Genomic DNA, 25,407 nt, shown 5'->3' on the forward strand with positions numbered 1-25,407 from the left:
TATCTGCAGCGAGGACAACCCGGGCCCGACCGCGGCCGCGTTCCGAGCAGCCCGTATCGAGTCCGGACTCGCACGCGGCGAGTACGTCCGCTGGAACCTCATCCCATGGGAACTGCCCGACCGCGTGCGACTCGCGGACATCGACGAGGGGCGGCATGCCCTTGCCACACTGCTCGCGGCCCTCCCCGCGCTCACTGCGATCGTCACGTACGGGGCCGTCGCCCTCGACGGCGTCATGCGACACCTCACCCTGGACGAGCACCCCCGACTCCTCCCGGTCATCGCAGCACCACATCCGTCTCCCGCCAACGGCCGCCACCGCTCGGAACAACACTTCCGTTCCGTGCAAGCACTCCGGCTCGCCGCGCGAGCGCAACAGACGTAGCAAATACGAACGATTCCGCTACAACTATCCGTACCGGCGGTCAGTCAGGGTGCGAGGCGCCGTGTCTTGTAGCGGAACCCAGTCCCGGAATCTACGTGCCGCCACTACCCCTCCTGGTCGAGTTTCGCTACGTTCTTCCCATGGGTCACCTTCTCGGGTACGCGCGCGTGTCCACCACAGACCAGGACGCGTCGCTGCAGATCGACGCGCTCAACGCCGCTGGCTGCTACCGCGTGTTCGTCGACACCATGTCCGGGTCGCTCCAACACCGGCCCGAGCTCGACAAGCTCCTCGACCAGCTCCGCCCCGGCGACACTCTCGTCGTCTGGCGACTCGACCGGCTCGGCCGGTCCATCCGGCACCTCATCGATCAGCTGCACGCTCTCGCCGAGCGCGGCATCGGGTTCCGGTCCCTGCAGGAGACCATCGACACCACCTCGCCCGGCGGCCGGCTCGTGTTCCACGTCTTCGCCGCGTTGGCGGAGTTCGAACGGGACCTCATCAAGGAACGCACCAACGCCGGCCTCGCCGCCGCTCGAGCCCGCGGCCGCACCGGCGGCCGACCATCTCGGCTCTCCGCGGACCAGGTGCGCACCGCACGCCGGCTCTACGAACAGCAGGACATGACCGTCGCGCAGATCGGCGACGTGCTCGGCGTTAGCCGCACCACCATCTACCGTGCACTCGCGAAGCACGCCGAGCCCGTCGCGGCGCGACGAACCAAGCCTTCCCCAACGATGTAGCTGGCTATGGACGCGAGCGAGCGGTGGGGCATCCTTCGACTGCACGTCGAGGACGCCATCCCGCTCGCCACCCTGGCCCGCACCACGGGCGTCGCTGAGCGCACCCTGCAACGCTGGTTGGCCCGCTACCGAACCGGCGGATACCCGGCTCTCGCCGACGGCACCCGCACCGATCACGGCGCCCGACGGACGGCACCGGAACTGGTGCGCCTGATTGAGGGGCTCGCACTCACCAAGCCACGACCTTCGATCGCCACGATTCACCGCCAGGTCGACAATTACTGCACCAAACGAGGTCTCTCGGCGCCGTCGTACTCCGTTGTGCGGTCGATCGTGAACGGGCTTGATCCCGGGATGGTGACGCTCGCGCTTGAGGGGCCCGCGTCATATCGGGACAAGCACGAACTGCTGCTCCGACGTCGTGCGGATCGCCCCAACGCGATCTGGCAGGCGGACCACACGATGCTCGACCTGCTCATCGTCGGACCCGACGGCAAGCCCGAACGGCCGTGGTTGACGGTGATCCTCGACGACTACTCCCGCGCGGTCTGCGGGTACATGGTGTTCCTCGGCGCCCCATCCGCCGCGAACACCGCGCTCGCGCTCCGGCAAGCGATCTGGCACAAGCCGGAACCGGACTGGCCCGTCTGCGGGATCCCAGACGTGCTCTACACAGACCACGGGTCCGACTTCACCAGCCACCGAATCGGCGACACCGCCGCCGTGCTGCACCTCCGCATCATCCACTCGCAGGTCGCTCGCCCCCAGGGCCGCGGGAAGATCGAGCGGTTCTTCGGCACCATCAACACCGAGCTGCTCCCAACGCTCCCCGGCCACCTCGCACCCGGATCCTCGGCGCCGGCGCCGACGCCGGCGCTGGATCTCGCCGGTGTCGACAGTGCCATCAACACGTTCATCCGCCGCTACAACGCCCGCATCCACCGCGAGCTCCGGAAGAGCCCACTGGAAGCGTGGATCGCAGACGGGTGGCTGCCACGAATGCCGGACTCCCTCGAGCAGCTCGACGGGTTCCTGCTCACCGTCCCGACCACGCGTGTCGTGCAACGAGACGGCATCCACTTCGAAGGGCTCCGCTACACCGCAACCACTCTCGCACCCTTCGTGGGCAGCACCGTCAGCGTCCGGTACGACCCCCGCGACGTCACCGAGATCCGTGTCTTTCACCGCGACGCGTTCCTGTGCACCGCGATCAGTACCGCGCATCAGACCGAGACCATCAGTCTCAAGCAGATCCAGGCCGCCCGGAACGCGCAACGAAGAGCCCTGCGCGGGCAGATCCGCGAACGCATCGCGATCGTCCGCCCCACACCCGATGATCACACCCCACCAGCACCCGCACCGGATCAACCGCGACTGAAGACCTACGAGGAGGACCGGTCATGACGAGCCAGTTCATCATCACGAAGGAACACCGTCGCTTCGCGGAGTTCGCCGACGCCGTCCGGAAGCAGAACACCATCGGCGTCTGCTTCGGCCCCGCTGGCGTCGGCAAAACCCTCTCCGCACGCCGCTACGCCCACTGGGACAGCATCGGCCCGTTCATCGCCAGATGGGCCGCACGCAGCGAAGACGACACGAAGATCTACGCCGCCGCCCACCGAGCCCGCACCGTCTTCTACACGCCCGAGGTCTCCGCCACGATGCGCGCCCTGCAGGACGACCTCCGGCACGACATGCTCCGCACCGAACGCTGCATCGAGGAACACCTCCTGCTCCAGGGTCGCCACTTCGACCACGCACACGGCCCCAACCCGTCCCTGCTCGAGCTGATCATCATCGACGAGTCCGAACGCCTCACCGGCAACGCGATCGAGTGGCTCCGCGACCAGTACGACCGCACCGGCATCGCGATGATCCTCATCGGCATGCCCGGCATCGAGAAGCAGTTCAGCCACTACCCGCAGCTCTACAGCCGCCTCGGTTTCGCCCACCAGTACCGTCCGCTCGGCCACGACGAGCTGCTCTTCGTCCTCGAACGTCAATGGCGCAAGCTCGGCAAGACACTCGACCCCGACGACTTCACCGACGCGCAAGCCATCGCCGCCGTCGAACGCATCACCCGCGGCAACTTCCGACTCCTCGAACGCCTCCTCCCACAGATCCAACGCGTCCTGAAGATCAACGAGCTCGACGTCATCACCAACGACGTCGTCGAAGCCGCCCGCAGCACCCTCGTCATCGGCACCACCTGACCCGACACAGACCGCAGCGAAAACGACGACACAGAGCGAAGCTGCTCACAGCATGGCTGTCCTCCTTGAGGGGGTGGCCGAGTCCGGCCAAGCCCGCGCGAGGTGCGCGGGGGTTCGGGGTGTCGGTGAGGACCGACAGGGCCGCTGATGCCGCTGATGGGCTCGGCGGCTCGCGGCGTCCCTGCGTGGGAGCGGAGAAGCAGCGCCAGGCCGAGGGCGATGCCGCCGCCGTTCTGGGCATGAAAAAAGCCGGCCCCGAGTGGGTCCGGCTGATGACGCAGTTCTGCTGCGTGGTATCGAGCGTGTCGCGGGTGACCGCGACTCCGGAAGGAGACGCACTTCACCCGAGCGTCTCGATGGTACGGCCAGAAGCTGGCATGAAGAAAGCCGACCCAGTGGGGATCGGCTTTTGGGCGCACACGCTCGACGCGGGTTCAGCGTACCGCCGAAACGGACAGGCCTGCAACTACGCGGATCCGAGCGGCTGGCTGTCGTCGGGTTCTTCGGGCGGCTGGCTCTTGAAGCGCGAGTCTCGGAGGGCGACGAGTCGTCGTCGGTACTCGGCCAGGAACGGGCCTCTCTGCACGTACAAGGTTCCGTTCATCTTGACGGCGAGCACCCCTGCGTCGATGTAGCGGTTGAACGTGCGCGTGGTGATGCCGATGTGGCTGCAAGCGCGGTCCTTGGTCCACCACTCTTCGTCGTCTGGGAGCACCGGGGTTCCAGTCCTACGCGCCAGCGTCGGCGCACTTCGCGCCGATCCCGCTCTCGACGTGCGGCAGGTCCATCTGCGACGAGGGCATGTTTCGACTGTAGAACAAGTCTCGGGAGCCGGCCGCGGGCCGCGGCGGTGAAGGGGGATGCCGCGGCCCGCGCCGTGGTCACATCGACGCGAGCATGTCCTTCATCTGGGTGATCTGCTCGGTCTGGCTCGACACGATCGACTTCGCCAGGGCGATCGCTTCGTTGTTCTTGCCCTGGGCTACTTCGGTTTTAGCCATGTCGACGGCGCTGGTGTGGTGCTGGACCATCTGCTCGAGGTAGAGCTTCCCGGCGTCCGCCGCGGACGCCTGCTCGAGCGCGTCCATGTCGTCGTCGGACATCATTCCGCCGGACATCGAGGAGTGATCCATCCCGGACATGCTCGACATCTCCGTGGGCTCACCCCAGGCCTTCAACCAGCTCGTCATCGTCTTGATCTCCGGCGCCTGCTCGGCTTTGATCTGCTTCGCAAGGGTGACGACGTCGGGGTCCACGTCGGAGCCCTTGTCAAGGAGCATGTCGCTCATCTCGATCGCCTGCTGGTGGTGCGGCAGCATCCCCTGCGTGAACGTCACATCCGGGTCGTTGTGCGTCGACTCCGCCGACGTCGACGAGGAGGAGCTGTCGGAGGAGCCGGCGTTGCTGGTGGAGCAGCCGGCGAGGGTGAGGCCGATGGTGAGGGCGGCGACGGCCGCGAGGGTACGCGTGGTGGTGTGCATGAGGTGTTCCGTTCCCGTGGATGCGTTAGGTGGTCCGGGCAGGCGTGTGCCCGCCCGGGTTTCCGGGCATGCGGGAACCTCCCGAGGTGGGTGGGTCCCGCGGGAACGAATCAGGTCCGGATGATCTGCAACGCCGTCAGTGACGGCGGTCTGGGTACAGCGACACGGCTCGCGACCCGGTCGGCCAGCGCGAGTAGCCGCGCGAGGACGTAGAGGATCCCACCGTTCCGGGCCCGCAGCAGCGCCCATGTAAACAGGGCGATCGTGAGTGCGCACGCCATCCCCATCAGGGAGCACATCAGCGCGCACAGCCCACCGTCACAGCCGGCATCGCTGAGCACCGTCAGCACCGCCCCGGCCGGTGCGACAACGTGTTCCGCATGGCCGTCGGCTGCGCCGTGGGACTGCTCGGCAGCGGCGCTGCTCGACATGGTCACTGCGTGCTCGTGACCGGTGGCGTGGACGAGCATGCTGTGCATCAGGACCGTGAACCCGACCAGCAGCAGCAACGCCAACACCGCGGTGGCCTGCAGGAGCAGGCGACGACGAGGCGTCGAATCAGTGGTGAGCATCCGGAGTTCCGTGCTGGTGGGCGGCCGTGAGGGGCTTCCATGGTGCAGGCGTCGGTGCCGGGAGTGCAACCCACCGCGCACCCATCGTGAGGGAGTGTGGGAACATCCCGCGGCGTTCAGCGTTACAGGGCTACGGTACCCCCTGGGGGTATCCGAAGAGGCATTGGTTGGCCGACAGGAGGAGCGACATGGACGCCCACGAACACGACACCATGACCCACCACGGCGGGAGCCACGGAACGACGACGTGGTCGATGGCGGCGCAAGCGACGCTGCACTGCCTCACCGGCTGCGCGATCGGTGAAGTCCTCGGCATGGTGATCGGCACCGCTACCGGCCTGCACAACACGGGCACGATCATCCTGTCGATCGTGCTGGCGTTCATCTTCGGCTACGCCCTCACCATGCGCGGCGTCATCCGGTCCGGGCTGAGCTTCTCCGCCGCGTTCAAGGTCGCCCTTGCTGCGGACACGGTGTCGATCGCCGTGATGGAGATCATCGACAACACCGTCATCGTGGCCGTCCCCGGCGCGATGGACGCGCAGCTGAACGACTGGCTGTTCTGGGGCTCCCTGGCATTCTCCCTCGTCATCGCGTTCATCGTGACGACCCCGGTGAACCGGTGGATGATCAGCCACGGCCTCGGCCATGCCGTCGTTCACGGCCACCACTAGTTCGAGCAGAAGGAAGGGCCGTCGCCTCCGTGCGGAGGTCGACGGCCCGTTCTGTATTGGGTCGCGTTAGAGGGCGACGGTTTCGAACTCGAGGAGGTCAGCGCCGGTGGCAACGGGGTTTGTTCCACCGTGGTGCGCGCCTGCCTGCCCGGCTCGCCACGCCTGGTAGGAGTCTTCGTCGGCCCAGGTGCTGACAACGAAGTAGCGGCTCTCGCCGTGCACGGGGCGGAGCAGCTGGAAGCTCTCGAAGCCGGGCTGCTGTTCCACGTCGTGGTTCCGGCCGACGAAGCGTGCTTCCAGGTCTGCGCCCTTGCCCTCGGGGACGGTGATGGCGTTGATCTTGACGACGGACATGCTGTTTCCTTTCGCGATGCTCAGTGGTGATGGCTCGTCGGAGTGACCGTGAACGCGTCGACGTTCCCGATCGCTTCGTGGAGGTGCTCGGACGCGTGCGCGGCGACGTGCGAGGCCGCGGCGAGGTCGGTGGTGTCGACCTCGATGGTTGCGGAGCCGGTCAGGCGGTGTCCGATCCAGCGGAGTCGGAGGTCCCGCACTGCGTGCACTCCGTCGGCGTGCTCGAGTGCGTGCTCGGCGCGGGAGTAGAGGTCCGGGTCGATGGCGTCCATGAGTCGAGCGCCGATGGACTTCACTGTTCCCCACAGCAGCATCAGGATCGAGATCGCGATCAGCAGGCCGATGATGGGATCCGCCAGCGGGAAGCCGAGAAGGACACCGACCGCGCCGAGAACGACGGAGAGCGAGGTGAATCCGTCGAGACGGGCGTGGACGCCGTCGGCGACCAGCGCTGCGGACCCGATCTTCTGACCGACTCGAATGCGGTAGATCGCGACGATCTCGTTGCCGGCGAATCCGATCACGCCCGCCGCGACGAGCAGCCACGGGTTCTCGATGGGGCGCGGGTGGATGAACCGGTCAATGGCTTCCCAGCCAGCGACGACAGCGGACAGTGCGACGACGAACACGATGAACATGCCCGCCAGGTCTTCCGCACGGCCGTATCCGTAGGTGTAGCGGCGGTTCGCGACGCGGCGCCCGAGGACGAACGCGATCCACAGCGGGACCGCGGTGAGCGCGTCGGCGAAGTTGTGGACCGTATCGGCGAGCAAAGCAACTGAGCCGGTGAAGGCGACCAGTGCCGCCTGCACGATCGTCGCGCCCAGGAGTACGAACATGCTGATCTTCAGAGCGCTGACGCCGGCGGAGCTAGCCTCCATCGCGTCATCGATCGAGTCTGCCGCGTCGTGGGTGTGTGGCACGAAGAGGTCATAGAGAAACCCCTTCACCCCGCCGTGCGGATGGGAATGGCCGTGACCGTGGTCGTGGTCGTGGTCGTGTGCACCCTCGTGATCGTGCGTTTGCTCGTGGTGAGTGTGCTCGTGGGTGCTCATGCGCTTGCCTGATCGCTTCGGTGGTGCGGGGCCGCGCCGACGACGTGTTCGGCTTGCTTGACAGCGTCCATGACGAGTTCCGAGGCGTGCTCGTCCGTCAGTCGGTAGAAGACGGTCGTCCCCTCCCGCCGCGTGGAGACCATGCGGGTCAGGCGCAGCTTCGCGAGGTGTTGCGAGACGGCAGCCGGGCTCTTGTCGACCACGTCAGCGATGTGGTTGACCGACATCTCCTCGGCGTTTCGCAGCGCGAGGATGATCTTCACTCGCGTGGCGTCAGCCAGCATCGCGAACACTTCCACCGCGAGTTCGACGTACTCCGACTCCGGGTTCAACCCGCAGACCTGCTTATCCAAGTGCATACGCAGATTCTATGACCGTGGCCACCGGGTTCGTACAGACCACCGCCCGTCCGGATCAAACGGAGGTGCGTGTGGCCCTGAGCGGAGCTACTTCGTCGGTGCGGTGATGAGGCCGGCGAGGGTGTCGAGAGCGCCGGGAACGAGGGAGAAGTACGCCCACGTGCCACGCTTCTCGCGGTGCAGGATCCCGGCGTCGACGAGCACCTTGAGGTGATGCGACACAGTCGGCTGGGACAGCCCGAGCGGTTCCTGCAGGTCGCACACGCACGCTTCCGCACCGTCGTGCGCGGCGACCATCGAAATCAGCCGGAGCCGTGCCGGGTCGGCGATCGCCTTCAGTGACTTCGCGAGGACCTCGGCGGATGCCTGGTCCATCGCCTCGGTGGTGACGGGCGAGCAGCACGCAGTGACGTCCTGAATGGGAAGCAGCTCGATCGTCATGGGCTCATCCTCCCACGGACTTCGACACGCGTCTATATTTGCGTTCATCGATATCGACGTGCTTCGATGTACGCGCCGGGTTCCGGTTCCCGCTCGATCCGTGAAGGACCAGCCTGATGACTCACCTCCTCGCCGTCGGCGGCAGCGACGCCGGCATCGCCGCCGCGCTCCGCGCCCGTGAACTTGACCCGTCGACGGCTGTGACGGTGGTGCTCGCGGACGAGTTCCCGAACTTCTCCATCTGCGGCATCCCGTACTGGGTCTCCGGCGACGTCGCCACGGAAGCGTCCCTCGCGCACCGCACCCGCGCCGACCTTGAAACCGCCGGCATGACCGTCCGCTCCTCCACCTGGGCCTCGGCCGTCAACGTAGACCGGCGCCGCCTCACCGTCACCGGCCCCGCCGGGGAAGAGGAGATCTCCTACGACGAGCTGCTGGTCGGCACCGGCGCCGAGCCGGTGCGCCCGGCTGGGGTCCCGTTCGGGGAACCGGGCATCCACCTGCTGCACTCCATGACCGATGCGGAGCAGGTCGTTGCTGCCCTCGAGCTGCTGCCGGCGGGGAGCCGGGTCGCGGTGGTCGGTGCTGGCTACATCGGCCTGGAGATGACCGAAGGGCTCGTCGCCCGTGGGTTCGACACGACGTTGATCCAGCGTGGTCCGGAAGTGCTCTCTACCCTCGACCCGGAACTCGGGTCCCTCGTGACCGCCGAGGTCCGACGCCACGGCGCGACCGTGCTGACCGGTTCCACCGTCACCGGGATCACCCCGGCAGGCGGTGGGCAGTGGCGCGTCGCCACCAGCTCGACCTCCGGTGACACGGAGGGCACGTTCGCGCTGGTGGTCGTCTGCGTCGGCGTCCGCCCGGTCACGGATCTCGCCGTCGCCGCCGGAGCGCAGCTCGGCCAGGCCGGCGCGATCGTGGTCGACGCGTCCATGCGGACCGGTGTGCCGCATGTGTGGGCTGCTGGCGACTGCGTCGTGACGCACCACCGCCTCCTCGGCACCACCTGGTTGCCCCTCGGGACGACCGCGCACAAGCAGGGCCGCGTCGCCGGGGAGAACATGCTCGGCGGCTCGAAGACGTTCGCCGGGTCGGTGGGGACGCAGGTGGTGAAGGTGTTCGACCTCGTCGCCGCCCGCACCGGCCTCCGCCAGCACGAGACCGGCCCACTGGACGTGTCTCCGCTGACGCGGGTGACGGTCGCGGATGACCACAAGCGGTACTACCCGGGCGCCGTCCCGCTGACGATCAGCGTCACCGGCGACCAGGCCACCGGGCGGCTCCTCGGCGCGCAGATCGTCGGGCAGCGGACCGCGGAGATCAGCAAGCGCATCGACACGTTCGCCACCGCCCTCCACGCGGAACTCACCGTGGACGACGTCATCGACCTCGACCTCTCCTACACGCCGCCGCTCGGGTCCCCGTGGGACGCTGTGCAGGTCGCCGCGCAGGGCTGGGAACGCGCCGCCGCCGCGGCGAACCAGGCTGCAGTGAATCAGGCCGGGGTGACCGCCTGATGGTGCTGGCTGTGGTCGCTGCGGCGATCTTCGTCGCGACGCTCGTGGTGGTGATCTGGCAGCCCAAGGGCTTCCCGATCGGCTACACCGCGCTCATCGGCGCCGTCATCGCCCTCGCCACCACCGTCGTCGGCCTCTCCGACATTCCGACCGTCGTCGGGATCGTCTGGAACGCGACGCTGACGTTCGTCGCGGTGGTGCTGATCTCGTTGATCCTCGACGAGGCCGGGTTCTTCGAGTGGGCTGCCCTTCACGTTGCCCGTTGGGGTCGCGGCAACGGACGGCTGCTGTTCGTCCTGATCGTCGGCCTCGGCGCCGTCATCGCGGCGGTGTTCGCCAACGACGGGGCCGCGCTGATCCTCACCCCGATCGTCGTCGGGATGCTCCGGGCCCTGAACATGCCGCAGAAGGCGGCGCTCGGGTTCATCCTCGCCACCGGGTTCATCGCCGACACCGGCAGCCTGCCGCTGGTGGTGTCGAACCTGGTCAACATCGTCTCCGCCGACTACTTCCACCTCGGCTTCGCCGAGTACGCCGCCGTCATGATCCCAGTCGGCATCGTCTCCGTCCTCGCCTCGCTCGGCATGCTGCTGCTCTACTTCGGCAAGAGCATCCCGAAGCGGTACGACATCCTCGCCCTCACCAGCCCCGCCGCGGCTGTGAAGGACCGGGCGACGTTCCGTGCAGGCTGGGTCGTCCTCGCGCTGCTGCTCGTCGGCTACTTCGCCGCCGACCCACTCGGCGTCCCCCTCGCCGCTGTCGCCGGCGTCGGAGCCGTCGTCATCGTTGCCGTGGCTTCACGGCAGCCCGCGTTCCTCTTCACTCGTGCCGAGGCCGCACCGGTCCTCGTCGCAACCGGCGGTACTGCCACCGTCAGCGCAGGCAGCACCGGGCCGGGTGCGCCGTCGGGTCGGGTGATTCCGGTGTGGAAGACGATCCGGGAGGCGCCGTGGCAGATCGTGCTGTTCTCCATCGGCATGTACCTCGTCGTCTACGGCCTCCAGAACCAGGGCCTCACCGACCACCTCGCGAAGCTGTTCGACGTGTTCGGTGACCACGGGGTCCTCGTCACCGCGCTCGGCGTCGGGTTCACCATCGCGATCCTCGCGTCCCTGATGAACAACATGCCCACCGTCCTCATCGCCGCCCTCGCCATCGGCGGCGCCGGCGCGACCGGGCTGACACACGAGGTGATGGTCTACGCCAACGTGATCGGCTCCGACCTCGGCCCGAAGATCACCCCAATCGGATCCCTCGCGACGCTGCTGTGGTTGCACGTGCTGGAGAAGAAGGGCATCCACATCGGGTGGGGGCAGTACTTCCGCACCGGCATCGTCCTCACCATCCCCGTCCTCGCCATCACCCTCGCCGCCCTCGCCGGCTGGCTCACCCTCATCCACTGAACCCGGAAAGACCCACACCCATGAGTGACAAGCCCACGATCCTGTTCGTCTGCGTCCACAACGCCGGACGCTCCCAGATGGCCGCCGGCTACGCCCAGGCCCTCGGCGGCGACCGCGTCGAGGTCCTCTCCGCCGGCAGCGCGCCGAAGGACCAGATCAACCCGATCGCGATCCAGGCGATGGCCGAAGACGGCATCGACATCGCCGGCAACCAACCGAAGATCCTCACCACCGACGCCGTCCGCGACTCCGACGCCGTCATCACCATGGGATGCGGCGACGCCTGCCCGATCTTCCCCGGCAAGCGGTACGAGGACTGGGAACTCACCGACCCCGCCGGCCGCGGCATCGAGGACGTCCGCCCCATCCGCGACGACATCAAGCACCGCGTCCAGACGCTCCTCGCCGAGCTGCTGCCCGCCGAAGCAACCGCGTAACGACCAGGAAGCCGCAGACCATGACGCTCACCCTCACCGTCCCACCCCGGACCGACGCGGACCGCCTCACCGGACTCCCCGTCGCGATCATTGGTGCCGGCCCCGTCGGCCTCGCTGCCGCCGCGCACCTCCTTGAGCGCGGCCTCGATGTCGTCGTCTACGAAGCTGGGCCGACCGTGGGGACGAGCGTTCGCGCTTGGGGGCACACGCGGCTGTTCTCCCCGTGGCAGTACGTCATCGACCCTGCCGCCCAGCGCCTCCTGGAAGCCACCGGCTGGGAAGCACCTCGAGCGGCGTCGTTGCCCACTGGCCACGACCTCGTCGACACGTACCTGGCACCCCTGGCAGCGACCCCGCAGCTCGCACCGGTGATCCAGTACGGCACCCGCGTGGAAGCGGTATCCCGGCAGGGCATGGACCGCACCCGCTCCACCGGCCGAGCCGACACCCCATTCCTGCTCCGCCTCCACACCGCCGACGGCGTCACTGACGTGACTGCGCGTGCGGTCGTCGACACCTCGGGCACCTACACGTCCCCGAACCCCCTCACTGCCGCCGGCCTCGCACCCGCCGCGGACCTCGGCGACCGGGTCGTCCACGCACTGCCTGACGTCCTCGGCGCCGACCGGGCCCGGTTCGCCGGTCGTCGGGTCCTCGTCGTCGGTGCCGGCCACTCCGCAGCGAACACGCTCATCAAGCTCGCCAGCCTCGCCAAGACCGCGCCGGGAACCGACGTGCTGTGGGCTGTCCGAAACGCCGGCACCGCCCGGCTCGGCGCCGACGCCACCGACGGCCTCGCCGCCCGCGGGCAGCTCGGGTCCACCGTCCACGGGCTCGTCGAATCCGGTCAAGTGCAGCAGATCGCCTCGTACGAGATCGACGACGTCCAACCCGACGGCGACCAAGTCACCATCACCGGACGTCGCGCCGGCGAGCCCTTCGCGGTGACCGTCGATGTCATCGTGAACGCGACCGGGTTCCGGCCCGACCTCGACATGCTCCGCGAAATCCGGCTCGGCCTCGACGACATCGTCGAAGCACCCCGCGCCCTCGCACCACTGATCGACCCGAACCTGCACTCCTGCGGGTCCGTGCCCCCGCACGGCGTCGCGGAGCTTGCGCACCCGGAGCCGAACTTCTTCATCGCCGGGATGAAGTCCTACGGCCGAGCCCCCACGTTCCTGCTCCTCACCGGCTACGAACAGGTCCGCTCCATCGCCGCCGAACTCGCCGGCGACCACACCGCAGCGCGCCTGGTCGAACTCGTCCTCCCCGAAACCGGCGTCTGCTCCACCGACATCGGCGGCAGCTCCTGCTGCACCACCCCCACCGCCACCGCCACTCCTGCCGCTGAGGACGCTGCCTGCTGCACTACGCCTGCGCCGTCTACTGACAGCGCCTCGTGCTGCACTAACTGACCGGACTCGCACCCATGACCACGAAGCCCACTGTCCTGTTCATCTGCAAGCACAACGCCGGCCGCTCACAGCTCGGCGCCGCCCTGCTCGAAATCGCAGCCGCCGACGGGTACGCAGCCACCTCCGCCGGCATCAGCCCTGCCGACGAGGTGAACCCCTCGATCGCCGCGACCGTGGGCGAGCTCGGCCTCGACATCACCGGACGCGTGCCCCGGCAAGTGACGCCCGACCTGCTCGAGCAAGCGGACGTCGTCGTCCTCATGAAGCCCGGCCTCGAGCTCCCCGCAGAACCACGCGGCACGGTCCTCGAGTGGGCCTTCCCCGACCCCACCTCCTGGTCACCAGACGACGTGCGACCAATGCGGGACGCCGTCGCGGAACGCATCAAGCGAGAGCTCCTGCAGCCCTAAATGAGTGCAGTTACGCCAGCGGCCTACTGTGCCCGGCTACTCAAACGGACTCGAGAAGACCTCGCCGCGGCCATTGTCGAAGCCGTGGAGCGTCGCGACGAAGGCGAGGACTCGTCCGGCCGTGGCCGGCTCATCCATTGGGTCGCCGGCATCGACGACCCAGACACCGCAGGATTTTTCCGGTTTATGGCCGACGAGTCATTGGAGGACGCCAACCGCCTCCTGACCGCGATCGACGAACACGCACATGCGATGCAGCTCGTCATGGAAGCTGGCGTGGCGTCAACGTCGCTCGTGACGCTCCAGCGTGCTCTGATCGAGGTCGTTCTGACGCTTTGCTACGTCCATGACGCTGACGCAGCCCCGGCGCGGACCATGCTTCGAATCCTCGCCCGGCAGCTCGATGCCTTCGAAGGTTCGGAGCGCAACTCCGCGGCATTCCCTCGTTCGATCATCGGCGACCGTGCCGCTGAGATTCGCGAGGGCGTCGAAGGCTTCCGCGCCATGCTCGTGAGGTACGGCGTCGAGCTCGCTCCTCTCCACAAGGGGTCCACGCCGTCGTTGGCCTACGACGGCCACCGCGAGAACGTCGTGTTCAACGCCACCGACGCCGCCAAGCGGTACCTCAAAGCCGACGCGCACCACTGGAACATGGGAAGCGGTGGCACTCACTCGAAGGCGTGGTTCCTACCGAGCGTGCTGGACGGGCTCACCGACGAGAAGCTGTCGAGCGAAGTGGAGCAGTTCGGTGCGCCAACGTTCGCGGTCCTCGCGTCGGCACGGGTACTGCTGGTCGCGGTCGCCGCGCACAGCGGGGTGTCCACGACGCCGCCGCGTGAAGCGGTGTTCATGCGGGAGAAAGCGTTGATGGCCTTCGTGCAAGGCAACGACCCCAGCCCCATGTCTCTGGCCGAGTTCGAGTCGCGACCGGCTGACTGGAAGCCGGAGGCACGAGACCTCTCGGCATTCCAGCTGCGGCGGCCGCGTTGAAGAACGAACGCACCGCAGGCAGGCATAGCGCAGCGAAGACCATCAGCTAACCACGCTGAAGGTTCCTAGTTACAAGTTACAAGTTGCAAACTCATTTGGGCAGGGCGTCGTCGATGATGCCCAGGGACGCGCGCAGCTCAGCCTCGGTGGTGCCCTGCAGCCGCTCACCGTTCACGATCAGAAGGTCGATGGCGACACGGATCAACGTGTTGTCAGTCAGCCGCTCCCCCGCGCGCCCCCGGAGCGCATTCAGCTCCTTGCGCTTTGCCTCGATCCAGTCGAGTTGATCGCGTCGCTGGCGCGTGGGCTTCGGCTCGAACGTGAGCCACTTGGGCACGTCCGAGTCGGGTGTCGAGTGCGCCGGCGTCGACTGCGCCGGCGTCGACTGCGCCGCAGGCCTCGGCGGTGCCTTCGTGTCCGCCACCGGAACGGTCTCTAGCTGCTTGCCGATGATGCCGGCGAGGTTCGCGCGTGCCATCACTACTTCCCTTCGTTGGCCCAGATCGTTGTCAGCTCGAGCGCTGCTGACATGAAGTCGTCCACCGCGAGGCTCGTGTTGCGGGTCGACGCGTAATTGGTGACGACTTCGCCGGTTCCTTGTGCATCCGAGTGGGCGATGTACTCGCGGATCCAGGTGTTCAGATGCGGGATCCCGGCGCCATCGAGGGCTGTGAAAGTGTCGTCCTTCCGCGCGTAGGACGCTTCGTTGCGGCCCACACGGCTGATGACAGCGCGATACGGGATGCCTCGCGGCTCCACGAGGGATTTGATCGTCCGGAGCAACGGACGGATGCTCGCCGGCTGAGGCTCAAGCGGAAGGACCGCGAAGTCGGTCGAGTCCAGCACCAAACCGATGCGCTCCGCCGCGGAGGGTTCAAGGTTGCCAGGGGTGTCTACGAAGATCGTGTCCCAGCTGTCGGCGGCGCGAAGCTGACGAAGCACTGCGGGATCGTTCTCGTCTGTGAAGTCGAACGGCAGTGCGATCCCCTGCTCGTCGGCGGTCTCCGCCCAGTCAGTGAGTGTGCGCTGAGACGGGTCAAGGTCGACAACCAACACACGAGAGTGCTTTGCGGCAATGGCCGCCAGGTTCATGACGACAGTGCTCTTGCCGACGCCGCCCTTTTGGTTGAGCACAGTAACGATGCGCATCTGATCCTCCAACTTGCTACTGCAAGTTCGTAGTTGGGAGTTCGCAACTCCTAAGTAGAGCGTACTTGACAGGTCAAAACTGTCAACTAGCAACTCGCAGTTGTTAGCTGCCAAGTAGAGCCTACTGACCGCCCTGAAAGGTAGCAACTGCTAGTTCGGAGTTACTAACTTGGAGTTGATACGTTCAAGCTGCCAACTCCGCGTCTCGTAGCTCCTGCAGGATGCCGCGTCGGACGAACCGCATGGCCTCTTGGTGGTCGGCTCGGCCGTCGCTCAAGCACGGGTACGACGGGTACGCCTCGGGACCGCCGTAGTCATCAACGGATCGGAACATGACGACCTGCGTGGTGGGAGTGCGGTCGCGGCCGCGGCGGCCGGCCTTGCGGATGAGATGGTTCTGCCACCAGGCCCAGAGGTCGCGCTCGTCGAAGTATTGCTGTTCTCGGCGCTGCAGTATCCCGTCGACGCCGAGCTGCTTGGCCACGTGTGTTCGGAAGTCCTGGAGTCGTCGGCGCCAGCCGGTGGGTGTGGCGATGGCGAGGGTCCAGCGTCGCATGCGTGCGAGGGCTGCCCGTGCGCGGCCGCGGGGGAGTCCGGCGCGGTCAGCGACCACCTGGAGTGCGTGCTCGTTGGTGGTCAGGCTCTCGTAGACGCGGCGGGCGGTGGGCCCCAGTCCTGCACGGGTGAAGACGTCGTGCCGTCCGGCGTCGAGACGGACTTCTAGAGCGTCGAGGAGGGCGACCCTCACGTCGAAGAGCTCGGTCGGGGGGCGGGCGGTCACATCGTGAAGTGGCCCGACATGTACGGAGGGTGTGGAGAACCGGTCCGTGAGCCGCCAGACGGCCGCGTTGGGGCCGTCTGCCTGACGCCGGCGGGTGACCCATCCGGCCGCGTGGAGGCGGCGGAGTGAGCGGTCGACGGTGCTCGAGGGGATCCCGGTGGCGATCGCCACGGAGCGGAGTGCGGCGCCGACGTCGCGAGAGCCGGAGCGCAAGGACGCCCAGGCGAGGTAGGTCAGGACGGTGCTGTCGTGCAGATCTGCCTCGGTGCGGGTCCAGCGGCCGGGGGAGGCGGTGAACGCCTGCAGCATGGCCTCGACGACGTCGACGATCCCGGTCAGCTGGGTCAGGTCGCGCTGCTCGCGTTCCTCGGGCGCGTACCGGTACAGCACCGCCCGCTCCTGCGCCTTCGCCCACTGCCGCTCGAGGCGCGCGGCAGCCTCGGCCGCGGTGCGGGGCTCGCGGCCGCCGGTAGGACGGTTGCGGGTGCGGTAGTGCTCCATGCCGGGTGCGGTCTTCGCGGCGTGCTCGACGTCGGCAAGGGTCCACCCGGACACCGCGGCCGCGAGCAGGCACAGGTAGCCGGTGCGCGACGGGTCGCGGCCGCCGGCAACGGTTCCCATGTGCGCCTCGCCCCACGCCGGCAGCGACCGGTGCACCCGGTGGTGGGCGTCGACGGGACCGGTGGGGGAGGAGTCCGCGGGATCCACGGTCGGGCGGAGCTCACGGAACGCGGCCGTGACACGGAGCAGATCGCCGGCGGTGACGGTCGGGGTGCGGAGCACGTCGACGTCGTCGGCGCCGGCCATCACCTCGGACGCGCCACCGCGTGCGTGTGGAGTCAGCGGCGGGCGGACGGCGCCGGTGCGGTCGTTGCAGAGCAGCCCGTGGTCAAGGGACGGCAGGACAGCTCGTGCGGCGCCAGCGAGCTGCACCATCGTGGCCTTGTCGACGCCGGCGAGCGGCACCCAGACGTGGAACCCACCCGTGGGGCTCGAGCGGCACACCACGTGCGGCACCTGCGCGTCGCGGAGGATCCGGACCAGCACGCCAAGGTCCTCAGCCGCCTGGTCGAAGTCCTCCGGCGTCTTCGCGTCGAGGTCGAACGCGGCGAACCAGAACCGGCCGTCAAGGTCGGTGAGATCGATCGTCCACGGCGTCGACGGGGGAGTGTGCCCTGCAGTCGGGAACTTCGACGGGTAGCTGTTTGACCGGATCGTCCCGTCGGCCTCCGCGATCATGCGGTTCACGTACCGACGAGGCGCGATCGAGCGCGTCAACGCCCAGGCGGTATCCGGAGAGGACACGCGGGCAGATTGATCTATACCGAGCGCAGCAACGTGCGTTACGATGGCGACACCTCCTCCTCTCGGGGTGGCGGTACGACGAAGGCTCCCGGCTCCAACCGGGCTTCTTCTTCGGAACTCTCACAACCTGATCTGCTTGCCGGCGACCACAGGTTGTGAACATGACTTGGGGCTAAGCCCCGGACCCCCGCCTCGTGCGGGGGTTCTGTCGTTTAAGCGGCTGTGTGGGCGACCTCCAGGGAGTCGTCAAGGATCGGCAGGGCCCCGTACTCCGCGACGAGCTGGGCACGAAGCCGCTCGAGGTAGAGCGAGACGCTCAGATTCCCGGATGCACGAGCGGCATCGAGGTAGTCCTGTCCCGTGTCGGGGTGCAGGGCGATATCCGGGCGCGCGGCGTTCACACCGCGGGGAAGACGATTGCGCTTCACACCTGCGTTGGATCCGGTCATACGCACGAGTGTGGTGTTAACGGGTGGCTTATGCGGGGAGGCCGGGGCGGTGTGTCGGATACCGCTCGTCAGAACGGTCCTGGCTGGACTCTCGGTAGACAGAGCGGTTCGCATGTTCGACAGGTTACCGCAGCAGGCACACCATAGTGCCGCCTACGGCAGAGACTCGACGAACTGGCGGACGCGCGTCGTGAATCGTTCCGGATCGCTGTTCCACTCCATGCCGTGCGGGACGGGCTCGAACCGCTCGAGGGCGACCTGGGCCGGGTAAGTCCGCACCAGGTCCTCGGATGCCCCGATCGGGGCGTCAGTGTCGCCCTCGGAATGCAGGATCAGCACTGGCGCGGTTGTGCCGTCAAGGGACGGGCGAAGGTGGGCGGCTCGGAGCGGCTGGCGCAGGCCGGCAGCCTGTGCGAGACCGGGCACTGTCAGCGCGGCGGTGAACAGCGGTGCGAGGAATCCGGGGATCCCGGAGCGCCGAGCCGCGGCGCCGATGATGGACCGCCAGTCGAGGGCGGGTCCGACGAAGACCAGGCCCGCGATGCGCGAACGGTGCTTCGAGGTGGCGGCAAGGATCAGGTTGATGGTGGCGCCCATCGACCAGCCGACGAGGACGACGTCCTTCGCTCCGTGGTCGACGGCGTACTGGATCGCAGCTTCGACGTCGTGCGCCTCCTCCTGGCCGAGCGTCGCGGGAGGCGCGGCGGTGTCCTCGACGTCGCCGCGGTAGGAGACGACCAGGGAGTTGAGCCCGGCCGACAGCGTGCCGGGCACGCTCCTGAGCGCTGAGGTGCGGGACGAGTGAATGCCGTGGACGTGAATAGCCCAACGAGTGGTGGGCGTGCCGCTCTGGAACAGGTACGCCTTCCGCGGGCCGCTGGGGGCGTGGATCTGCACTTCCTCGTACGGCGCGTCCAACGAAGCAGGATCCGGGTAGACGTACCCGGTCCACAGAACAGCGTCGTCAACGGCCGGGAGGCCCTGACTGGCGTCTACGAGCGCGCGCGTGACCGTTGTCTCGTCCTGGCCCACGATGTTGCCGACGAGGGCGCTGAGGGCGTCCTGCGCCCCGAAGCGGATGCGGTACTGACCTGGTGCACTCGTGGAGGGGGTGCGTTCGAGTCGGATCTGCTGCACGTCGACGGATCGGACGACGGGGCGTCGTTTCGGCCGAGGGCGAATGGCCCGTCGGCCGCCGACCACACCCAGCGCTGCGGCGCCCAGGACGAGGCCGGCGCCGATCGCGATACCCGTGGTGAGTGCTGCTGATCCGGTCATTCGTTCCAGGTCCTTCCGGAGGGGTTCAGGGTGGTGCGGGCGATCCAACGCTCGGTCCTGCGGAACCGCCGGCTTTCGGCGCCGGTGAGCTGCAGGGTCTCGTTCATGAGTCGGTTCTGGATCTCGATGGTGAGGCCGTAGGCATGGTCGAGCGGGTCGCGGTCCTGAATCATCCGCTTGATGAGGCTGAGCGAGTTCGGTGTGCCGAGCATCCGTTCGAGCTGCCAGGCGCTGTATCGCCACAGGGTGCGGCTGACGCCGGCGAGCATGTAGCCCACGATGATCGTGATCATTCCGGGGTAGAACAGCAGCTGGAAGGCCAGGAAGAAGGCGCTCCCGAGCGGCGTGAGCTCGCCGGCGAAGTGCCCGATGGCCGTGTACACCAGGTCGGCGATCGTCGCGGCGATGACGAGGGAGAACCCGGCGATGAACAAGCGTCCCGCGACGGCGTTCCTGCGTGGCAATGCGGAGAAGAGCGAGCTGAGCGAGATCCACAGCAACCCGATCATGTACAGGCTGATGTAGACCCAGCAGGCGACGGACGCGAGGTGATCGTCGATGAACGTCTCTGCTGGCCCTTCCCTGTTCGGGATTGCCATGAAGAACCCGGTGAGGACCGCCGCGATGAGAACGAGGTAGCGAAGTTGCCCTGGTGCTCGATCTCCGCTGTAGAGACGGATCGCGTCGCGGAGGTACCAGAAGCCGGCGGTTGCGGTCAGCGCTTCGATGAGGTTCAGGAAGTTCTGCCCACCGACCAAGGGGAGCGCCTGGTCCAGGGTGGTTGCTGGCCAGACGAGGCCAAGCGTCAGTAGGCCAAGAATCGCATAGCCGGACGCCACCCACGCTGGCGGGAGCGGCTTCTGCTCACCAGTGGAGAATCGCCGGCGCAGTGCTCGTGGAGTGCGGACGATGAAGACCGCGAACGCGAGCGCGAGTGCGGTCGCTGAGAGCGCGACGGGCATCAGAAGATGTCCGCCGCCGCCTCGCTACCAGCACCACGGAGCCACCTGGCGAGCGCGAATGCGCCCTGCTCTGCGACGACCTCTTCAAGCTGCAGCTCGTCGCTGAGATGCCCGTCGGTGACCGACCGGCCTCGGATAGAGATGATGCTGTCGCCGCCGGCATTTCGGATCGCGTCTGCCGCCTCCGGACGGGCAGAGCAGCCGCTGTGGCCGCCCACGACGTGGATGAACTCGTGCAGGAGGGTGTGGAGCCGCACTGTGGCCGTATCGGCCTTGCGGTACATGATGACGCCGTAGTCGTCATGGTCGATCCAGTAGCCGGTGTGGTGCTGGTCCGGGCTGCTGATCGAGCTGATGTCGAGCCGCTTGCCATACAGGGACTCGACAATGCCGAACAAACGGTCAAAGCTGCGGTCATCGTCCGGGAGTGCGAGGCGATCCAAGATCCCCTGCAGCTGGTCGTCGACGGCGACTTCGACCTGGTCGCTCTGACTCAAGTACATCTACTCCTCTGCCCGCTTGCTCTCCCGGATCGCGCGCGCGAGTGCGCGGAGGGATGCGGGGCTGGCGCCGGCGACCCCACGTGACGACGCGCCCCTCGCTTCAGTCTGCGCGAACGCCTGCTGCACGTCTAGGCGCGCGTCGATGTCGTCGATGGTGCCGGAGAGTTCGAGCTGCGTCAGGTAGGACTCATCAACGCCAAAGAAGGTGGCGATCGCGATGAGGTGTTCGGCGGTGATATCCGCGTGTTCGCCAGCAAGCACGGCCTGCCAACGCTGGAGGGTCAGGTGGGACTCCTGCGCGACGTCGCTAGCGAGCAGGGCGCCCTGGACGTCCAGCTTCGGGAACTGAGCCTGCGCCACTGCGAGCAGCTTGTGCACGCGCTCCGACACGACCTCTTCCGGGCTCTTCACCTTGGGCGTGAGGGAGTCCTGCGCGCGAGACCACAGGTCGCCGACGGTCACACCGCACGCTGTTGCCAGGGCTGACATGTCGTTCGTCGTGAACGGCAGCTCACCGCGGGCCCGGCGGTAGTAGTAGTTCGCCGACAGACCAGAGCGCTTGATGAGGTCCCGCGTGGTCAGTCCCGCGGCAGCTTTGGCGTCCTCGATCGCTCGCGCAATCGCCTGCGAGAACTCGTCCGCGGCGCCTTGGGGTACATCCGGCATCTACCCAGGATAGGGACTCCCGCCAGGGAAATATGTAGTGTGCCGCCAGCGGCACGTGCCGCTGGCGGCACACTAATTACCGAATGCGGCTTGCGCCGCTGGCGGCAAACAAGTTTACTTGTTCCGGAACACATACCCCCCGGAGGAGGTACAGCATGAGCGGAGCAATTGGCGATGCCCACCCGGCCGCAGATGTACCTGGCCGGGGTGCGGGCACGGAGTCCATTGACCCGCGGACCGAGTTTTCTGACGGCTCTGGTTCCGCGTCCGTCGTCGGCAACGGCGACGACGGTCAGGTGCAGGCGCGTCGACCCCTCGCGCGGCTGCACCTGGCCCACCACCCGCGCACGATCATCGTGCGGAACGTTCTCGTGGCTGCCGCGGCCGCGGCCGTCGTTGGTGCCTGCATCACGGTCGCCGTGATGTCTCGTCCGGCCGAGCAGTTTTCTGCGCCGACGGCGGCGCCGAGCACTGCGGTTTCGATCCCGGTCCGTCCCGGCCCGTTCCGCGCTCTGACCGCCGACCAGGTGGCCTCCCTGCCGGAGGCCCGGTATGACGCGGTGATCCCGGGCCTGATCCGCTACGCCAGCACGGACACCACGGCATTGGCCCGTTCGGCGACGCTCGCGAAGGACGTTGCCCTCTACGGTGCCGCGCAGAAAAGTGCAGTGGCGCACCTTTCTGCGACGAACTTCCTCGGCGACCCGACGACCATCGTCCCGGTCCGGACGGACGGCGCGTGGACGCTGATCCTGACACCGGCCCGCCAGCAGCTCCCCTCGAGCACGAGCGGTGACGCTGCAGCGCAGACCGCAGCGTGGGTCCGGACGGACGCCCTCACCGCGGGGGAGGCCTTGCCGTCCCGCGTGGTGGTGTCCGTGGGCGAGCAGACGCTCAGCATCGTCACCGGCAAGGACGTCGCCACCTACGAGGTGGGTGTCGGCACGAAGACGACCCCGACGCCCACCGGCGTCACTGGGTACCTGCAGGCCCGCTACCTCGACCCGAAGCAGGGGCAGAGCGTCCACCCGATCGAGCTGACGTCGCTGCACTCTGCGGCGAAGGACGAGCCGTTCGGCGGCTCGGACGGCGGCCTGATCGGGGTGCACTTCAACACCACGAGCTCCGGTGCGGTCTCGCACGGATGCATCCGGCTCACCGCCGAAGCGATCACGGCAGTCAACCGACTGCCGCTGGGTACTCCGATCACGATCACGAAGTGAGAGCACGATGACGGACACCACGCACGACTCCGCAGACGTCGACGAGCGTCCCGCCGTGACCTGCCCGTTCTGCACGGAGGCGGTGCCTCAGGCAACGTTCTGCATGCGCTGCGGCCGTCAGATCGGCCAGCTCGACCTGACGAAGATCTTCACCTCCTCCGAACGAGCCGCCGGCTACGCCGAGGTCGACCAGCGCACACCGTTGGCCCGGACCGATGACGTCGATAGCGCTGTGCTCGAAGAGCCCGAGGTGGAGCACGAAGAGCCCGTGGGTGAACCCGATGCCCGCCCGACGCTCCGCGTGCTGTTCGGTGGCCTGTTCGGCCGCGGCGCCCGCCCGACCGACGCCGCGGCCGATTCGCCAGCCGTCGAGGGGGAGGCTGCCTCGAGCGCAGAGGACGAGAACCCGAGCCTGCTGACCTTGTTCGCCAGCTGGTTCCACCGCGCACCGGTGGACCCCTCGGCCGAGAAGGACGAGCAAGGCGGCGTGAACACTGCCCCGCTTCTCGACGAGAGTCACCGCCGGTGGGTCTGGGTTGCGGCTTTCGTCGTCGTCGTGGTGGGTACAGCGGCCTTGTTCGTGGCCGGCAGCGGACAAGAGGATCAGCAGAGCTCGACGGCGGAAGTCGCCTCGACTCCCGCGACGACGCTGCCTGGGTGGGCGAAGAAGCCCACGTGGGCGAAGAGCGGCGCGGTTGGCGCGGTCGGCGTGACCAGCGACGGGAACTACGTCGGCTACGCCCACGGGCGCACCGTCACCGTCCTGCACGCCGGTTCCGGCCGCACCGCCGCCACGCTGACCCTGCCGGGGAAGGCCGTCGGTGGTGTGTCCGCCGTGACCGTCGACGGCAAGCCGGCACTCGCGGCCGCGTCCAAGACGGCCGTGACCGTCTGGGGTGCTGGGAAGCTGCAGCTCGAGGCAGGGATCCCGACTGGCGGCGAGTTCCAGGTGCGCGCCGGAGTGCCGTTCGTGACCACCGACACCACCGCGGCGATGCTCACCGGACACGGCGCCGTCCCGGTCACGTTCCCGCGGCCGGGGGCACTCATCATGGGCGGCACCGCGAACGGGCAGGTGCTGTGGGCCTCCGCTCGAGGTGAAGTCCTCACCGCGGCCACGAATGGCACCGTCACCCGCACCGCGAAGCTCGCTGCCCCGAAGAACGCGACGGAGATCTCCTCGTGGGTCGTCGCCACCGACAGCACGGTGTGGGTGCGGTGGAAGACCCGCGAGAAGGGTTCCGTGCTCGCCGCCCACGACGTCCGCGACGGCAAGGCCGTCAGCAGCACCGGCACGAGTTCGGATGAGCCGGTCACGGCCAGCCAGGACGGGAAGACCCTCCTGGTGCAGGGGACCGCGTTCACGGCCGCCGGGAAGACCGTCGCCATGCCGAAGGGGTTCGTCGCGGACGGATTCGTGGGCAACCACCTCTACGGCGCTGACCAGGACGGCACGACCGCATACGTCGCCGGCGACGACGTCCGCACCGGTCCTGCACCGACTGTCGTCCCGGTCGCCGAGACCGGATCCGGCGACCTCATCGCCGTCACCGACGGCCGCATCAGCACCTACGCCACCTCCGACCAGACCACGAAGCAGTAAGGACTCTCCATGCACCCCCGCACCCGCATCGCGCTCACCGCCGCCGCGATCGCCACGATGACGCTCGGCCCGGCCGCCGTCAGCCACGCCGACACCGCAGCCCCCGCCGCCTCGATCGCCGTCGACGTCCCGGTCGACCCCACCCAGCCGGTCGACCCCACACTGCCCGGGGACCCGACCGTCCCGGTCGACCCGATCCCGACAGACCCGATCCCGGTTCCGACCGACCCGACGGACCCGACCGACCCGGGCACGGACCCGACGGTGCCGACGGACCCGATCCCGGACCCGTCGGAGCCTGCCCCTGCGGACCCGACGACGCCGGTCGACCCGGATCCCGCCCCTGCGGACCCGGGCACGGATCCCACGCAGCCCACCGACCCCGGGACGCCGGCACCCGCGCAGCCCGCCGACCCCGGCACGCCGGCACCCGCGCAGCCGGCTCCGGCTCCGGCTCCGACGGCAGCGCCGTCCTCGGCCGCGAGCTCGCCGACGCAGGCTGCCGCTCCTCGCTCATCCGGAGCGTCACAGACCCGTGGCACCAGCACTCCCGCCACGACTCCCCAGCAGCACACCCCTAACCCCGGAACGACGCTCCCCGTCGTCGCCGGCTAACCCCGAAAGGCACCGCTCATGAGCGCACTCCTCGCCCCGGTCATCAACATGACCACCCGCGCCGTCGTCGCGACCTACACGCCGTCCGAGGTGACGGCGAAGGGCGCCAACATCAACCCGTTCGACGGCGTCAAGCCGGACCCGTCCTGGCTCGGCGACAACTTCACCACCCAGTGGAAGGTCGCGCTCGGCGGTATCTGGTTCCTGTTCATCCTCGCCTCGGCGTTCTTCCTGCTCAAGGCCGTCTCGAAGCTGCGCCACTTCAAGAACGCGAAGATGCCGCAGAAGGCGGAGGCCGCCAAGGGCGAGGTGCTCGGCACGTCGCTGATGACCGGCGGAATCATCATCGTCCCGGCGATCTTCGGGTTCATCCTCAACGCCGTCAACGGCTGAACCGTCCACACCAGCGAGGGGAATC

At 67.9% G+C, this 25,407-nt stretch carries 30 protein-coding genes; 15 read left to right on the top strand and 15 right to left on the bottom strand.

From position 1 onward, the window contains the following. The 4 genes from ORG17_RS17510 to ORG17_RS17525 all read left to right on the top strand — a co-directional run. Positions 1-385: uracil-DNA glycosylase family protein (locus ORG17_RS17510; protein WP_459348988.1), on the top strand; the 385-nt coding region annotated here is incomplete at its 5' end. Positions 386-525: 140 nt separating this feature from the next. Then, on the top strand, positions 526-1,128 hold the full coding sequence (locus ORG17_RS17515; RefSeq protein WP_055960814.1) for a recombinase family protein: 603 nt from the start codon (positions 526-528) through the stop codon (positions 1,126-1,128). A 6-nt stretch (positions 1,129-1,134) separates the two neighbouring features. Then, positions 1,135-2,532, top strand: a complete 1,398-nt coding sequence (locus ORG17_RS17520) for a Mu transposase C-terminal domain-containing protein (protein ID WP_214527694.1) — start codon at positions 1,135-1,137, stop codon at positions 2,530-2,532. Further along, entirely contained in the window at positions 2,529-3,341 is an 813-nt protein-coding gene (locus tag ORG17_RS17525) for an AAA family ATPase (RefSeq protein WP_055960810.1), read from the top strand. The genes ORG17_RS17520 and ORG17_RS17525 overlap by 4 nt, the downstream gene beginning before the upstream one ends. A gap of 466 nt (positions 3,342-3,807) precedes the next feature. Here the strand turns inward: ORG17_RS17525 and ORG17_RS17530 are convergent, their stop codons facing one another. From ORG17_RS17530 to ORG17_RS17540, 3 genes are all read right to left on the bottom strand, one after another. Beyond that, the gene (locus tag ORG17_RS17530) at positions 3,808-4,056 is read right to left on the bottom strand and encodes a hypothetical protein (RefSeq protein WP_214527693.1); all 249 of its coding nucleotides are present in this window, start codon (positions 4,054-4,056) and stop codon (positions 3,808-3,810) included. Between the two features lie 166 nt (positions 4,057-4,222). After that, positions 4,223-4,822 carry a DUF305 domain-containing protein gene (locus tag ORG17_RS17535; RefSeq protein WP_214527692.1) on the bottom strand — a complete coding sequence of 200 codons (600 nt, stop codon included), beginning with the start codon at positions 4,820-4,822 and terminating at the stop codon, positions 4,223-4,225. Positions 4,823-4,932: 110 nt separating this feature from the next. Continuing rightward, complete coding sequence (locus ORG17_RS17540; RefSeq protein WP_214527691.1) at positions 4,933-5,394, bottom strand: hypothetical protein; 462 nt, start codon at positions 5,392-5,394, stop codon at positions 4,933-4,935. 188 nt (positions 5,395-5,582) lie between these two features. Between ORG17_RS17540 and ORG17_RS17545 the strand changes: the two genes are divergently transcribed. Continuing rightward, positions 5,583-6,068, top strand: coding sequence for a DUF4396 domain-containing protein (locus ORG17_RS17545; RefSeq protein WP_214527690.1), 486 nt, complete (start codon positions 5,583-5,585; stop codon positions 6,066-6,068). A gap of 66 nt (positions 6,069-6,134) precedes the next feature. Here ORG17_RS17545 and ORG17_RS17550 read toward each other — a convergent pair whose 3' ends face one another. From ORG17_RS17550 to ORG17_RS17565, 4 genes are all read right to left on the bottom strand, one after another. Next, a complete protein-coding gene (locus tag ORG17_RS17550; protein WP_182710474.1) occupies positions 6,135-6,422 on the bottom strand; it encodes an antibiotic biosynthesis monooxygenase family protein in 288 nt (95 codons plus the stop codon). A gap of 20 nt (positions 6,423-6,442) precedes the next feature. Beyond that, the gene (locus ORG17_RS17555; protein ID WP_214527689.1) at positions 6,443-7,477 is read right to left on the bottom strand and encodes a cation diffusion facilitator family transporter; all 1,035 of its coding nucleotides are present in this window, start codon (positions 7,475-7,477) and stop codon (positions 6,443-6,445) included. Beyond that, positions 7,474-7,836, bottom strand: a complete 363-nt coding sequence (locus ORG17_RS17560) for an ArsR/SmtB family transcription factor (RefSeq protein ID WP_182710472.1) — start codon at positions 7,834-7,836, stop codon at positions 7,474-7,476. Before ORG17_RS17560 ends, ORG17_RS17555 begins: the two co-directional genes overlap by 4 nt. Before the next feature lie 87 nt (positions 7,837-7,923). Continuing rightward, positions 7,924-8,277, bottom strand: a complete 354-nt coding sequence (locus tag ORG17_RS17565) for an ArsR/SmtB family transcription factor (protein ID WP_111211162.1) — start codon at positions 8,275-8,277, stop codon at positions 7,924-7,926. 116 nt (positions 8,278-8,393) lie between these two features. Here ORG17_RS17565 and ORG17_RS17570 point away from each other — a divergent pair, with 116 nt between their 5' ends. From ORG17_RS17570 to ORG17_RS17595, 6 genes are all read left to right on the top strand, one after another. After that, positions 8,394-9,797, top strand: a complete 1,404-nt coding sequence (locus ORG17_RS17570) for an FAD-dependent oxidoreductase (RefSeq protein WP_214527688.1) — start codon at positions 8,394-8,396, stop codon at positions 9,795-9,797. Beyond that, positions 9,797-11,200 (top strand): arsenic transporter, encoded by a 1,404-nt coding sequence (locus ORG17_RS17575; protein ID WP_214527687.1) that lies wholly within the window; start codon positions 9,797-9,799, stop codon positions 11,198-11,200. The genes ORG17_RS17570 and ORG17_RS17575 overlap by 1 nt, the downstream gene beginning before the upstream one ends. Positions 11,201-11,220: 20 nt before the next feature. Next, positions 11,221-11,637 (top strand): arsenate reductase ArsC, encoded by a 417-nt coding sequence (locus ORG17_RS17580; RefSeq protein ID WP_214527686.1) that lies wholly within the window; start codon positions 11,221-11,223, stop codon positions 11,635-11,637. A gap of 20 nt (positions 11,638-11,657) precedes the next feature. Beyond that, a complete protein-coding gene (locus ORG17_RS17585) occupies positions 11,658-13,055 on the top strand; it encodes an FAD-dependent oxidoreductase (RefSeq protein WP_214527685.1) in 1,398 nt (465 codons plus the stop codon). 14 nt (positions 13,056-13,069) lie between these two features. Then, on the top strand, positions 13,070-13,465 hold the full coding sequence (locus ORG17_RS17590) for an arsenate-mycothiol transferase ArsC (protein ID WP_214527684.1): 396 nt from the start codon (positions 13,070-13,072) through the stop codon (positions 13,463-13,465). Between the two features lie 84 nt (positions 13,466-13,549). Next, complete coding sequence (locus ORG17_RS17595; RefSeq protein ID WP_214527683.1) at positions 13,550-14,455, top strand: hypothetical protein; 906 nt, start codon at positions 13,550-13,552, stop codon at positions 14,453-14,455. Between the two features lie 91 nt (positions 14,456-14,546). Here ORG17_RS17595 and ORG17_RS17600 read toward each other — a convergent pair whose 3' ends face one another. The 8 genes from ORG17_RS17600 to ORG17_RS17635 form a co-directional block, all read right to left on the bottom strand. Then, complete coding sequence (locus ORG17_RS17600) at positions 14,547-14,933, bottom strand: hypothetical protein (protein ID WP_214527682.1); 387 nt, start codon at positions 14,931-14,933, stop codon at positions 14,547-14,549. Between the two features lie 2 nt (positions 14,934-14,935). Beyond that, the gene (locus ORG17_RS17605) at positions 14,936-15,604 is read right to left on the bottom strand and encodes a ParA family protein (RefSeq protein ID WP_131847238.1); all 669 of its coding nucleotides are present in this window, start codon (positions 15,602-15,604) and stop codon (positions 14,936-14,938) included. 184 nt (positions 15,605-15,788) lie between these two features. Next, complete coding sequence (locus ORG17_RS17610; protein ID WP_214527681.1) at positions 15,789-17,690, bottom strand: bifunctional DNA primase/polymerase; 1,902 nt, start codon at positions 17,688-17,690, stop codon at positions 15,789-15,791. Between the two features lie 212 nt (positions 17,691-17,902). Further along, positions 17,903-18,139, bottom strand: a complete 237-nt coding sequence (locus ORG17_RS17615) for a hypothetical protein (RefSeq protein ID WP_131847242.1) — start codon at positions 18,137-18,139, stop codon at positions 17,903-17,905. Positions 18,140-18,292: 153 nt separating this feature from the next. Further along, positions 18,293-19,417, bottom strand: coding sequence for an alpha/beta hydrolase (locus tag ORG17_RS17620; protein ID WP_214527680.1), 1,125 nt, complete (start codon positions 19,415-19,417; stop codon positions 18,293-18,295). Continuing rightward, positions 19,414-20,379, bottom strand: a complete 966-nt coding sequence (locus ORG17_RS17625; RefSeq protein WP_214527679.1) for a hypothetical protein — start codon at positions 20,377-20,379, stop codon at positions 19,414-19,416. Before ORG17_RS17625 ends, ORG17_RS17620 begins: the two co-directional genes overlap by 4 nt. Further along, positions 20,379-20,876: a hypothetical protein gene (locus tag ORG17_RS17630; protein ID WP_214527678.1), complete on the bottom strand. Its 498-nt coding sequence runs from the start codon at positions 20,874-20,876 to the stop codon at positions 20,379-20,381. The genes ORG17_RS17625 and ORG17_RS17630 overlap by 1 nt, the downstream gene beginning before the upstream one ends. A 6-nt stretch (positions 20,877-20,882) precedes the next feature. Beyond that, the gene (locus tag ORG17_RS17635; RefSeq protein ID WP_214527677.1) at positions 20,883-21,548 is read right to left on the bottom strand and encodes a helix-turn-helix domain-containing protein; all 666 of its coding nucleotides are present in this window, start codon (positions 21,546-21,548) and stop codon (positions 20,883-20,885) included. A 155-nt stretch (positions 21,549-21,703) separates the two neighbouring features. Here ORG17_RS17635 and ORG17_RS17640 point away from each other — a divergent pair, with 155 nt between their 5' ends. The 4 genes from ORG17_RS17640 to ORG17_RS17655 are packed head-to-tail and all read left to right on the top strand — an operon-like array spanning position 21,704 to position 25,382. Beyond that, complete coding sequence (locus ORG17_RS17640) at positions 21,704-22,771, top strand: L,D-transpeptidase (RefSeq protein WP_250892526.1); 1,068 nt, start codon at positions 21,704-21,706, stop codon at positions 22,769-22,771. A 7-nt stretch (positions 22,772-22,778) separates the two neighbouring features. After that, entirely contained in the window at positions 22,779-24,374 is a 1,596-nt protein-coding gene (locus tag ORG17_RS17645; protein ID WP_214527676.1) for a hypothetical protein, read from the top strand. 9 nt (positions 24,375-24,383) lie between these two features. Continuing rightward, on the top strand, positions 24,384-24,989 hold the full coding sequence (locus ORG17_RS17650; RefSeq protein ID WP_214527675.1) for a hypothetical protein: 606 nt from the start codon (positions 24,384-24,386) through the stop codon (positions 24,987-24,989). An 18-nt stretch (positions 24,990-25,007) separates the two neighbouring features. After that, positions 25,008-25,382: a hypothetical protein gene (locus ORG17_RS17655; protein WP_214527674.1), complete on the top strand. Its 375-nt coding sequence runs from the start codon at positions 25,008-25,010 to the stop codon at positions 25,380-25,382. The last annotated feature ends 25 nt before the right edge of the window (positions 25,383-25,407 follow it).

This window comes from Curtobacterium flaccumfaciens pv. betae (genome assembly GCF_026241855.1).
In the GTDB taxonomy this organism is placed as follows: Bacteria; Actinomycetota; Actinomycetes; order Actinomycetales; family Microbacteriaceae; genus Curtobacterium; species Curtobacterium flaccumfaciens.